The 12528-nt window shown below is 36.1% G+C and carries 9 protein-coding genes; 8 read left to right on the top strand and 1 reads right to left on the bottom strand.

The genetic code is table 11. The annotated features are described in order from the left end of the window. Positions 1-18 precede the first annotated feature (18 nt). From IGJ66_RS09870 to cls, 6 genes are all read left to right on the top strand, one after another. Positions 19-1140 carry a M20/M25/M40 family metallo-hydrolase gene (locus IGJ66_RS09870; protein WP_430616558.1) on the top strand — a complete coding sequence of 374 codons (1122 nt, stop codon included), beginning with the start codon at positions 19-21 and terminating at the stop codon, positions 1138-1140. A 6-nt stretch (positions 1141-1146) separates the two neighbouring features. Continuing rightward, positions 1147-1986 carry a YitT family protein gene (locus IGJ66_RS09865; RefSeq protein WP_067482629.1) on the top strand — a complete coding sequence of 280 codons (840 nt, stop codon included), beginning with the start codon at positions 1147-1149 and terminating at the stop codon, positions 1984-1986. A 17-nt stretch (positions 1987-2003) separates the two neighbouring features. Then, on the top strand, positions 2004-3209 hold the full coding sequence (locus IGJ66_RS09860) for a hypothetical protein (RefSeq protein WP_067482627.1): 1206 nt from the start codon (positions 2004-2006) through the stop codon (positions 3207-3209). A gap of 80 nt (positions 3210-3289) precedes the next feature. Further along, positions 3290-3814: an HdeD family acid-resistance protein gene (locus IGJ66_RS09855; protein WP_086270728.1), complete on the top strand. Its 525-nt coding sequence runs from the start codon at positions 3290-3292 to the stop codon at positions 3812-3814. Positions 3815-4280: 466 nt separating this feature from the next. Further along, positions 4281-5390, top strand: coding sequence for an AI-2E family transporter (locus tag IGJ66_RS09850; RefSeq protein ID WP_430616557.1), 1110 nt, complete (start codon positions 4281-4283; stop codon positions 5388-5390). Then, a complete protein-coding gene (gene cls / locus IGJ66_RS09845) occupies positions 5380-6903 on the top strand; it encodes a cardiolipin synthase (RefSeq protein ID WP_430616556.1) in 1524 nt (507 codons plus the stop codon). The genes IGJ66_RS09850 and cls overlap by 11 nt, the downstream gene beginning before the upstream one ends. Positions 6904-7322: 419 nt before the next feature. Here the strand turns inward: cls and IGJ66_RS09840 are convergent, their stop codons facing one another. Then, on the bottom strand, positions 7323-7532 hold the full coding sequence (locus tag IGJ66_RS09840; protein WP_067482618.1) for a hypothetical protein: 210 nt from the start codon (positions 7530-7532) through the stop codon (positions 7323-7325). 283 nt (positions 7533-7815) lie between these two features. Here IGJ66_RS09840 and IGJ66_RS09835 point away from each other — a divergent pair, with 283 nt between their 5' ends. Both IGJ66_RS09835 and IGJ66_RS09830 read left to right on the top strand, forming a co-directional pair. After that, entirely contained in the window at positions 7816-8163 is a 348-nt protein-coding gene (locus IGJ66_RS09835; protein ID WP_067482616.1) for a hypothetical protein, read from the top strand. A gap of 436 nt (positions 8164-8599) precedes the next feature. Continuing rightward, positions 8600-11893, top strand: a complete 3294-nt coding sequence (locus tag IGJ66_RS09830; protein WP_430616555.1) for a non-contractile tail sheath protein — start codon at positions 8600-8602, stop codon at positions 11891-11893. Positions 11894-12528: the final 635 nt, after the last annotated feature.

Here is a 12528-nt window from a genome sequence, read left to right as displayed (position 1 = left end):
GAAATGAGGGAATAAAAAATGACACGTGAACGATTGATTAACACATTCTCCACACTTGTTGAAATTGATTCTGTTTCCAAAAATGAAGCAAAAGTCCATGAATATTTGATTCAGAGATTCAAAGAGTTGGGCTTAACGGTAAGAGAAGACGATAGTAAAAAAGAGACTGGATTAGGCGGAAACAATATTATTGCCACCTTAGCTGGAAATAGTGATATCGAGCCTCTATTTTTCTCGAGCCACACGGATACAGTTCCTCCTGGAGAAGGCATCGAGGTAATTGAGAAAGATGGAAAGCTATTCTCTAAAGGAAATACCATATTAGGGGCAGATGATAAAGCAGGAATTGCGATCATGATTGAAACAATCCAACAAATCAAAGAACAATCTATCCCCCATGGCACGTTGGAATTCGTGTTATCTCCAGGAGAAGAGATTGGTTTGATTGGGTCTTCGGCTTTGAATATGAATTTAATCGAAGCTGCGAATGGCTATGTATTAGATAGTGGCGGAGCAGTAGGCAAAGTGACAATTGCCAGCCCAACGTTATACATGTATGACGTAACAATCACAGGTGTCGCTGCACATGCAGGAATCGAACCTGAAAAAGGTGTTTCGGCGGTCGCCATTTTGGCAGATGCTTTACCAACTATCAAGATTGGTCGGTTAGATGAAACGACGACGACTAATATTGGGGTAATTCAAGGTGGGGAAGCCACAAACGTTGTGCTGGACCATCTGTTAGTGAAAGGAGAAGTTCGTGCTGTAGATCCTCAAAAAGCGGACAAATTGATTCAAGAAATGACAGATGCTTTCCAACAATCAGCAGAAAAACACAATGGTTCGGTAACAATTGACACGAAAAAAATGGCAACTGGTTTTCATATTAGTGACGAGGAACAAGTAATGCAGTTATTCTTAGAGGCTACAAAAAATCTTGGGTTTGAGGCAATTCGTGAAGTCAGTGGTGGCGGTAGTGATGCCAATGTCTTTAATGAAAAAGGCAAGACGGTCGTCAATTTGTCTATAGGATATGAAAAAATTCACACGACAGATGAATACATTCCTGTGGAAGAAATGGAAAAGGCTGTTCAATTGGTCATCGAATTAGTCAAAAATTCACCAAATAAGGCAGAGTGATCAACTATGGTAGCACAAGTGAAACATTTTATGAAAATCGTCTTGGCTGTGCTCATTTTGGCCGTTAGTATCAACATGTTTTTGGGCCCTCATCACATTGCTGCCGGTGGTGTCAGTGGAATTGGTATCTTAGCCGAAACAGCTTTGGGTATTGGGCGATCATGGGTCGTTTTGTCATTAAATATTCTGGTTTTGGTCTTAGCAGCCATTTTTCTTGGCAAGACTGTCTTTTTAAATACGGTGGTTGGTAGTGTTGTTTTTCCATTGTTTTTACGAATTGTTCCGGAAGTGATGTTGACGAGTGACCGGCTATTATCGGTTATTTTTGGGAGTTTGATTTTTGCGGTGGGGGTCTCCATTCTATACACAATCCAAGCGTCCAGTGGTGGAACGACGATCCCGCCGTTGATCTTTGAAAAGTATTTTAATCTGAATACGTCCGTAGGTTTGTTTGTGACCGACTTTATTATTGTTTCCATGAGTTTATACGTTTTTGGCTTTGAAGAGTTTTTGTTTGCTATTTTATCAATCGGAATTACATCCATTGTGATGACGTACATTGAAACAGGGATGAAGCGACGTAAAGCCATTATGATTATTAGTCAAACAGAAGCTGCAGTTTTACGAGCTAGTCTCATGGAAAACGTGAATAGAGGGTTGACGATTTTAGATATCCGAGGTGGTAGACAGGAACAAGCGCGTGAAATGTTGTTGATTGTTGTTTCAAATCAAGAATACCCAGAGGTGAAAAGAATTGTTGATGAGATTGATCCAAAAAGTTTTATGATGACGTACAATGTTGCTGAAGTTCATGGGGCAGGATTTACGTATCATCCAATACAGTAAAATAGGAGGGCAAAAAGATGGAACCAATTTTAGCGTTTACGATTGTTATGTTGATTTGGACGATTGGTGAATTTGTTTCAACTAAAACGAAAGCACTTGTCTCCATGATGCTCGTGGCATCAATGATTTTTTTAATTGGGTTTGCCGGAGATTTTCTGCCACATGATTTGATTCAAGATTCTGGACTATTAGGACTCGGAAATGCAGTAATTGGTATCATTATCGTTCATTTAGGAACGATGATGAGTCTTGAGGATTTAAAAGCACAGTGGCGGACATTTGTCATTGGCTCGTTAACAGTTGTTCTGATGACGGTCATCTTGATTTTTGCGGGTGAATTAATCTTTGATCGAAATGTTGCAATTGCAGGAACTGCCTCAATCACAGGAGGAACTTTATCCATCTTGATGGTCCAAGATAAGGTAAATGAAATTAATTCTGCCGGTGGTAATTTAGGTATGTTATCCAGCTACCTATTAGCGGTTTTTCCATTATTGATTCTTAATTTGAAAAATTTAGTTGGTTTCTTAGTTACTGCCAATATTTTGAAAAAAGAAGCGTTACGTGTGCGAGGCGAATACCGTAAAGGAAATCTGACTTTTTATGAAAAAGAAGTAGAAGAAAATACGAAAACAGAACATGAAAGTGTATTGCCAGAATTTTTACAAACGCCTTATGGAACGCTCTTCATGTTAGGGGTAGCGGTTTATGTTGCTCGTTTGCTGAGTAGTTTAACAGATGGCTATGTGAATACGTTTGTGATTGCTTTACTACTTGGTATTTTATTACGTCACTTTAAAGTGTTGAAACCTAATGCGTTGTCAACGACAGATTCCTTTGGGTTATTAATGATTTCAATCATGGTCATTGCATTTGGTCCATTGGCTGATATCGTCCCAGCCGATTTGTTGACGTTAGTTTGGCCAATTCTGTTTTATTTAGTGGCAGGAGTCGTAATTATTTTGGCCATTTCCTACGTAATTGGGAAAAGAGTGGGGTACTCAGGACCACTTTCACTAGCAATTGGTATGACGACGTTCTTCGGATTTCCGGGGACGATGGTGTTAACGAAAGAAGCAGCAGCAGCTGTTGGCGAATCAGACGAAGAAATTGCCGTGATTGAACAAAATATTTTACCAATCATGGTTACCGCAGGTTTTTCAACGATTACGATTACTTCGGTGATTACCGGTGGCTTGATTGTTGGTTTGATGTTTGGTTAGGTAAAATAGGTTATTTGTTAGTAAAAATAACATCCAACAACGAAATGAGTCAATAAAAAGAAAAGAGATGAGGAATATGTATGGATAGAAGTCAGAGAAGTAGAATTGTCGAGATTATCTTAGGAATTGTTTTTATTGGGTTAGGTATCTTTTCATTAAACCGCCCAATTGCAACGTTGGGTGCGTTAGTTATCTGGTTTGGTGTATTTTCGATTATCAGAGGAATTGCCACACTTACTGGAATGGGTGCTTACGGTGATGGCAAGTCACGAGGTGTGCGACTGTTTATCGGAATCGTGGATATCCTTATTGGATTTATTTTTGTCGCAAATTTAGCAAAGGGTGCTTTTTGGCTGGGAATCTTTTTTGCCGTTTGGTTCTTTGTTGAAAGTATCGGAAATCTATTTTTGACCACGCGTTTTTCTAAAAGATCAGGGATTGCCAAAATCGGCATTCTGATTTTAGACATTGTTTGTTTAGTCATTGCAGTCATGCTTATTTTAAACCCATTAGTGGTGACATTGGCGTTACCAATTTTAGTTGGCTGGTTTGCCATCTTATTTGGGATTGTTCAACTAGTACAAGGACTTCGTTTTTCATCATAATGAAAGGTTGTGGCACAAAGTGGTTAGCTTCAAGTAATAAGGAATCTTTTCTAAAAATAGCTTCTCATATTTTTATGAAAAGAGGACTTATTACCGAAGAAGCTACTTTGGGAACACCATGAATAGAGGTTGTGGTGCAAAGCGTTAGGCTTTAAGCAATAAGAATACTTTTCTAAAAATAGTTTTTCATATTAAAAAAAGAGGATTGATTGCCGAAGAAGTTGCTTTGGGAACACCGTGAATAGAGGTTGTGGCGCAAAGTGCTTAGCTCCGACAAGATAGCGAGCAGACGCTCAAAATAGCTTTCCGTGTTTTGAAGCGGATGCAAGCTATCTGTAGGAGTTGCTTTGTGAACACCGTTTATTCGGAAAAAGGAGGTGTGACAAAACTTTTGTCACACCTCCTTAAATGCTCAATAAATTGAGAAAAAGAGTTCTAATTAGAATAAAAAGAAGGTGGAACGAGAATGGATTATCTAAAAAAATCAAAATATTTTTATATTCTTGTGTTGCTTTTTAGCAGCTTGCTTGTTTGGTCGGAAATTAAAAATAGTGACTTTCTATCAAGGATAGTGGGGGTTACTTTCAGTACGTTATTAATTCCAGTGATTATTTCAATTTTTTTGTATTACATGTTACGGCCTTTATATCTCTTCCTTTTGAAAGTTGGGAAGAACGAAACCATTAGTTTGATCGGAACCTTTGCGGTGTTATCTTTGCTGATTTATTTTTTAATCAGAGAAGTCATTCCGGTACTATTTGTACAAATAGATACCATTCTCACTGAGTTTCCGAGATGGATCGAAGAATTTGACAAGTGGCTTATTCAGTCCCAGTTATTAGGCGAAGGAAATGTTCAATACTATCTTTCATTGATTAACACCTCGATAGAAGACCTGATTGATCTGATTTTTCTTGGCTTGCAAAATGGTATCCAAATCATTATGGCAATCATTGCTAGTTCATTTTTGGTTGTAAGCTTAGTGCCGATCATGGTGCTGTTTATGTTGAAAAAGACAAATAAACCAAAAGAAGTTCCGGCGTGGATTCCAAAATCATATCGAAGTGTTTCCAAACAGTTTTTCTACGATCTTGAAAAGACGCTTTCCGATTATATTGGTGGAAAATCACTGGTTTGTCTCTATGTTTTTTTGGGTGCTTGGGCGACGTTCTACTTTGCGGGGTTAAAAGGTGCGTTAGTTTTTGCCGTAATTGCCGGATTGATGGATATTGTTCCTTATTTTGGACCTTGGATTGGTACATTGCCAGCAATTTTGTCAGCCTTGGTGTCCAATGAAGTCAATATCTTTATTATTATTATTGGTATTTTAATTGTCCAATTAGGCGAGTCTTACCTGGTTTCTCCTTATATCATGAGTAAGGAATTAAAAATGCATCCATTAGCAGTGATTATTATTTTGCTGATTACGGGACAAGTTTTTGGTATTTTAGGGATGATTATTGTCTTGCCGTTGGTAGCCGCGCTGAAAGTGATTATTGATTATGGAATCAAGGTTTATCGAATCAGAAAAGCGGAAAGCAAAACGGTTCTTAAGGACTCTGCCCATGAAGAATAAATTCCAACAATTTGCATTGTTAACGATAATTACGATAGGTGTACTAATCCTTTTCTATTGGTATGTGCCACAATTTATTTATGTGACAATGATTGTTGAACTGTTTGCCTTTTTGACTTGTGGGTATTTAGTCTTTTTTGACCAAAGAAATACGACATCAAAATTTGCTTGGATCTTAACAATCATTCTTATTCCGTATATTGGACTTTTGTGTTTCCTTTTGATTGGAAAAAATCCAAAATCAAGAAAATTCTCTGAACAACAAAAAAGAAACGAACGTACTTTGCAACAACATGTATCAAAAATAATCAGTGATGAAAGCCGCTTTCCTGACTTAGACCATCCTTTATCAAGAGAATTATTTCAATTATCAGGTAAGCGTGCGTTGATTGGGAACAAAGTTGATCTGTTTCATGATGGAAAGCAAGCTTTCACTGAACTCCTCGAAGATATTCGGGCTGCGCAAGATCACATTCATGTATTTTATTTTATTATTAAAGGGGATGCTACAGGTGAAGAGTTGTTGCATCTTTTAGCTGAAAAAGCGCGACAGGGAGTGACTGTTCGCCTGATGTATGATAGCTTGGGCTCAATCAAACTTCCTTATGAATTGATCCATCTCGTGGAAGAAGCTGGTGGAGAAGTGCGAGCATATGATCTCGTTAATTCCCCTTTGTTGAGTACACGTATCAATTGGCGAAACCATCGAAAAATGGTGGTTGTTGATGGAAAACTTGCGCATATGGGTGGCATGAATATCGGAGATGAATACCTAAGCAAAACAGAAAAGTTTCACTATTGGCGCGATACGAATCTGCGAATCAAAGGGCCTTCAGTTCTTGAAGTGCAAGAAATTTTTATCTATGATTGGTTGTTTTTAGACGACAATCAGGCGGTGGTAGATAAATTATTGAAACAGACAGACCGTTATTTTCCTTTGTTGACAGAACAATATTCGGCGGGAGAAGCAGTTCAGATTTTATATGGAGGGCCTTATGATTCAGAAAGAGTCATCAAGGATGCATTCATTGACATCATTGGGAAAGCAACGAAATCTATCAAGTTGGCCATGCCTTATTTTGTACCAGATGAAGAAGCGTTGTCTGCTTTACGAAGGGCAGCACGTTGTGGCATCAAAATCCAACTGATTATTCCTGGAAAAGGAGATCGAGGGATTTCTTTTCATGGTTCGAATTCATTCATTAACCGTTTGTTAGCAGTAGGAATCGAGGTCTTTTTCTACGATCCAGAGTCGTTTATCCATTGTAAACTAATGATTGTAGACGATGAAATTGCGACGATTGGTTCAACGAATTTTGATATTCGTAGCTTTCACTTAAATCACGAAGTATCTGCGTTTATTTATGGTCCCTCAAAAACGATTGACGAATTAAATCGACAGTTTGCAACAGATCTGGAACAGTCGATAAGCGTGGACCATTACTATCAAACGCGGTCAACATGGACAATTATCAAAGAGCGATTGAGTGAGTTGTTCATTCCTTTGCTGTGAAGCAAAGGTAAATGGATATGAAGTTATGTAAGCAACTCTAATTTTTGTTAATGCTACAAAAAGGAAAGCTTCTACGTAGGCTTCCTTTTTTTATTTGCTCTACCCAATTCAATAAAATTTGTAAAACTAATCTGTTTCTAACTTGTTTTGTTCCATGAATAGTAATAGTGGGCAAAAGCCGTTAGAGATCATTTATAAGGGATTTTTTGGAATCAAGCAAACCAAGTTGATCAAAATTTTTGGTGAAAAATATATAAACATAATTGTAAAAAAATGTTATCCAAAGATGTTCAAGTAAGAACCATCTTTGGATAACACAAAAGGAAAGCATTTTATTTGTCACTAAAGTCTGGAAGATTTATATGAACAAAACAAATAAAGTATTACTAAGATTTAATCAATCATTTACATGAATTCTTTTACAAAAAAGTTGAAAAATCAGCGAAAAAACAATTGATGGCAACAATTAAGAATATGATGGCAAAGACCAAGCCACTCCACAGACCTAACATAATGAAAGGGGAAGTATTCTGGTTTCCTTTTTCTTTCAGATTCGTGAATGCTCGCTTAAACATAATGAATTGCCAAACACTTAAGAATAAAAAAATAAATCCGAACAAATAACGCACGTAATCATCTCCTTATAGAGAAAGTATACACTTACATACAGATTATTGCTATGTTTTGTATCTATCATAAAAAAACCTATTCAGGACTATCAAATAACGAATTTATCTGATTCTACTTATCCTTTTACATTTCTGCAATAAGGAGTATGATGGAGTGGAGTAAGAGAATAACTTAACTGAAAAAAGTTTCATACCTATTTTTTTTAAGAACAACTTGGTTAGTCAATCGTTTGGAAATACCGGATTGATTATCATAAAATTTCAAAACATTGAGGTGGATATCATGAAAAAAGCTAAATGGATCTTTTCTGTCAATGCTGACGGAGTACCTCCATTAGGATACATGGGAACGAAAGCTGGGCAATACCTTTTCGGAAATGGCATGAAATTTCAAAAGGAACTCAAAGCGGAATTAATGCCAGAAGTTGATTTAGAATTTATTAGTTATGATATAAGAGAGCCTAAGGTGTTAGATGCAGATTTAATTATTTATACAGATGTAGATGAAAAATATCTTGATGAAGAAACCAAGAAAAAAGGATTCAGCATTCCTTATAATCTGTACTTTACGAATGATACTGAAAAAATCAGAGAATATGTCATAGCCAATGTAACCAAAATAGCCAATTAACTTTTTCAACAGCTAATCGCAGATAAAAAATTGAATAAAATAATAAAACTGTAAACCATCCAAGTTTGGAATTTTGTTTACAGTTTTTTTGTGCACAGTTATGAATAAGAAAAAAATTTTAAATAAAGTCTATCTAAAAAACGTTATTTTAATTAGCTAACTTACAATATAACGAAATAAAAAAATATTAAGTTATTTTTTTATTTTATTTTTATAGTTTATTGTGAAAATCCGAGATTAACGCTTGCTAAAAAGAACTTATGTTCGTATAATTGTTTTCGAGGAGGTGATTTATTAGCGTTTTTAAAGATGCTCGCACAATTTTTTATTATAAAATATTATAAAAGTGTTTTGCGATTTTGTGCTGTTAGTTTAGATGTAAATAATCAAATGAAAATTATGTTGATGATTCAACAGGAAAGAAGTGATCTTGAGTATGTACAAATTACAAGCAAAGTATTTAACTATTAATTTCAATTTTGAAATGACAGCTTCAGTTGTGACACAAAATGAAAATTCGTTTTCCGTACAAGGACATTTTCGAACAACAGACGATTTGGCTGGACTTATTTGGGAGACGGAAGATACTCACAGCCATGAATCTTTAAAATATCCAACAAATCCGAATTTTAAAAATGTATCGTTAAGCTATGACTATGCTTTAAGTGGGTATACAGAAGCCTTAGATTCTGATAAAGCATCAGCTTTAACGATTCAAACCGTTGATGGAAAAATTCATTATATTCGACTATGGAATTATGTGACTAATCGACCAGAAGACGAATGGGAGAAACAAGAAGGAATTGTCTTTCCAGAAGGAAGAACACCAGGTAATGGAACAGGAAATTTGGGGACAATCCAATTAGATTTTGATAATCTTTATGAAGGTTGGAGTCCATATACGTTTGATGCAAATGGAAAATGGAACAAAAATCCTGAATGGAAAAAAATTGATGTAACGAATATCAAAACAATCATGTGGGCGTTCACACCAATTGGCTATACTGGAAATGGTGGAGGAACTACTCAATATTTAGATGATTCTTATCCTTTTGCTATGAGTATGACGAACTGGAAAGTTACAGGGGACACCTTTCTTGGCAATGAAACAGTAGCCGCTTCTCCTGGAGTAATCAGAATGTGTGATGATTATGATGATAGTTATAATTTAACACCTGAGCGGATTATTGATAGCTATCTCCAATTAGGTTATACCAAAATTGTGAACTTTTACATTGGTGCCTCCCATTACTATGATAAAAAAATTGTAGATGGTACTGGGATTTTACTCGAAGATAAATTGTTCAATCAGGCATTTGAAGCTTGGTATAAAGACTATGTAAGACGATTAGCTGATAACCAAATGGCTATTATTCATTCAATTTCCATGGAAAATGTAGATGCGAAAGAAGAATGGTGGCAACGAACATATGATGGAACACCAGGGACAAGTGGTTGGACACCTACCCCGCATTTTTTAAGTTTCACAAATGCAGAAGTTCAAGCATTTTATCAACGACTAGCAGTTGGCCTAGCTGACATTTCCAATCAATTTGGCTTAACGCCTATCGTGCAATTAGGAGAACCTTGGTGGTGGCATCAAGATGAATTAACTCCTTGTTTTTATGACCAAGCCACTAGAAATCTTTATAAAGCAGAAACTGGTTTAGATATGCATGAATTTCATACAGTTAACGAAGCAATCGTTGGTCATGAATCAATGCTTTCATGGTTGCAAACAAAAATTGGTTCCTTTACATTAATGTTGCGTGACGCAGTCAAAGCAAATTATTCAAATGCACAGTTCACAGTATTATTCTTCCCACCTTCTGTTATGGATAAGACTCGAACACCGATGATGATGGGAATGGTAAATTTTCCTAAAGTAGAGTGGGCATATCCAAATCTTGATTTCTTTATGCTGGAAGATTATGATTACTTGATTAAGAATCAGATGCGTGAACATCAAGATGTATTAGAATTCATTCAAAATAATTTGGGCTATCCTTCGGAAAAAATTCATTACTTTACGGGATTTGTACTTGATCCGGAAAAGGACGCACATGTCTGGAAAAGAATTCATCAAGCGATTATGGATGGCGTGAATGTTGGAATGGGCGAAACTTATATTTGGGCGTATGCGCAAGTCAAAAGGGATAATTGGTTACAACCAAAAGTGATTTATGCATCGCATAAATCTGGAAATTATACCCAACCATTTAATTTATCCTTTAACTACACTGGGGATAAATTAATCTATACAACAAATGGCTTGAACCCAACATTAGAGAATGGCACGGTGTATTCTGGGCCTATAAAAATCGATAAGTCGGTCACGTTTAAAGTCGCTCAAGTGATTGGAGACACAATATCTGAAATTTCTCAATTTAGTTATACGATGTACATGTCTAAAAAATTAAAAACGACAATTAGCTCAACGGGGGATTTTTCTGAGTGGGTAACAGTTAAGTCTCTAGCTATGGGTTCAGGTAAAATTTTTGATTTGAGTGCAGCCGAAGATAGTAAAAATCTTTATATTTATGTACGAGGATATGAGCTAGATACCTCTAGCAATTTTTACTTAGATACAGGTGCTGGAGCTGGAATGGACGTTTGGGCTTGGCCAAATGCAAAGATGAATCGGATGATTCAAAATGATAAAATTTATCGTTATACAGGGACAGGTTCTGATTTTTCTTGGGAGGAAATAGGACAAGCAAAAATCATCAAAAAAAGTAACTTTATTGAAGTGACAGCTAAATTAAGTGACCTAGGGATTGGTTCGCCAAAAGAAATAAAGCTTGGTTATGGTCGAAACTTCGAAGATTTTGCGCCTATTCCTGGTCGAAACGCAGCAGTCGTCAATACACAAGTAACTAATTACGAGAACGATCAAAATAATTTTATTGCGTTTGTTCAAAAAGTGGAAGATCTAGCTAAAGAGTATAAGCCTTTGTATTTACCACTTCATCGAGCACATTTAGTTGCAGATTATTTTAGACACGAGGTATATTCAGGGTACATTTGGGAATCCGTTGCGGGGAAAATTGATGATAACTTTGTAGCACTTGTTCATTCGAAAGTACCTGAAAATGAACGATATTTTGATTATATTGATCCTAGCAGTGGCGATACTATTGGTGGCGCACATTGTTTCGCCGCTATTGCAGGTTATTTACAGCATGGGTTACCTGATATTAACGGAGCAAACCTTGGCGATGGCTGTGGCTGGTTGGGTGATTTAGATACTTTCCTAATTGATTATTGGAATAAAAAAGATATAATTGAATCTGTTTATAACTTTAGCTATGATTGGATTGGTGGTACGGGTGAAAATGCCAAGAGCTTCTTTTCAAGAGAAGACTTGATTTCTGATGTTGATGCATGGAATATGGCTTACCAAGTACTTAAAAATGAACGATCACTTGCTAGTGCTTTTACAGACTACTTAGGAGAACCTAGTTTATATGGTTATCGTTATACGAATTTTATTGCTACAAGATATGGCGCTACAGAAGATTATATGTTAGAAAGTGCAAAAGAAGCACTGTTAAGTTCGGCTGTAGAACATCCAATTATTTATGGATTTAGAATCGGTTTACTTACCCTGTTTGGGGGCTCAGATGCAGCCCTTGGTATTGAACAGGGCGAAGAATCAGTAGAAGCGAAGAAAGATATCTGTAAAGCATTTAAAGACAAACTTTTGGCTTTAGCAAAAGAAGAAATGTGACCACAGTAGAAACCAAAGAAGCGGAGATGAACAGAGAATGATGGAACTTAGTTATGCATTAATACTATTTTCAACCGTATTTTTTATGGTAATTAATCCATGGATAAGAACGATTTTTTTGTTCATAGGCATATTAACTTGGAATAGCTTCTTTTTTAGTCAATTTTTAGCAATGTTTCAGCAGACGATAACTACCAGTTTCTTGCTAACAATAATGAATTTTTTTGTTTTTCCTCTCTTTTTTCTTTTGGCAGGTATCCAGATGCTTATCATGGGAATGATTAAAAAAAATTGGAAGAACCTCTTACTGGCGATAACATTATTGGTCTTCCTTATTTATACGTATAAACATCCTGAAGTAAGTATTCATTTTAATTTGGTAGATAGCGTGATAAGACTTAGTATTTTAGTAGCGCTATTTTTTAAAGGAAAACTTTTTTTAAAAAATACCAGTAAAAGTGAAATCAGCTAGCTGAATTAGTTAGAACGGTGATGATCGTTTACTCTTATAAATTGTGTTCACTTTTTCAAAATAAGAACCATATCTGGTATAGATGTGGTTCTTATTTGCTTTTTTAAGAGAAAAAAAAAGATGAGACAAGGTCAACAGGTCTGTCTTAACCAATGTCCGTACA

Origin of the sequence: Enterococcus sp. DIV0176, from assembly GCF_050528535.1 — a bacterium.
GTDB classification, from domain to species: domain Bacteria; phylum Bacillota; class Bacilli; order Lactobacillales; family Enterococcaceae; genus Enterococcus_B; species Enterococcus_B thailandicus.
This window is presented reverse-complemented; position numbering and strand designations above follow the sequence as displayed.

What these genes read in the sequence shown, in the direction of transcription:
- IGJ66_RS09830 (WP_430616555.1), top strand. Translation starts at nt 8,600, where the DNA reads ATGTACAAATTACAAGCAAAGTATTTAACTATTAATTTCAATTTTGAA.
- IGJ66_RS09865 (WP_067482629.1), top strand. Translation starts at nt 1,147, where the DNA reads ATGGTAGCACAAGTGAAACATTTTATGAAAATCGTCTTGGCTGTGCTC.
- cls (WP_430616556.1), top strand. Translation starts at nt 5,380, where the DNA reads ATGAAGAATAAATTCCAACAATTTGCATTGTTAACGATAATTACGATA.
- IGJ66_RS09855 (WP_086270728.1), top strand. Translation starts at nt 3,290, where the DNA reads ATGGATAGAAGTCAGAGAAGTAGAATTGTCGAGATTATCTTAGGAATT.
- IGJ66_RS09860 (WP_067482627.1), top strand. Translation starts at nt 2,004, where the DNA reads ATGGAACCAATTTTAGCGTTTACGATTGTTATGTTGATTTGGACGATT.
- IGJ66_RS09870 (WP_430616558.1), top strand. Translation starts at nt 19, where the DNA reads ATGACACGTGAACGATTGATTAACACATTCTCCACACTTGTTGAAATT.
- IGJ66_RS09835 (WP_067482616.1), top strand. Translation starts at nt 7,816, where the DNA reads ATGAAAAAAGCTAAATGGATCTTTTCTGTCAATGCTGACGGAGTACCT.
- IGJ66_RS09850 (WP_430616557.1), top strand. Translation starts at nt 4,281, where the DNA reads ATGGATTATCTAAAAAAATCAAAATATTTTTATATTCTTGTGTTGCTT.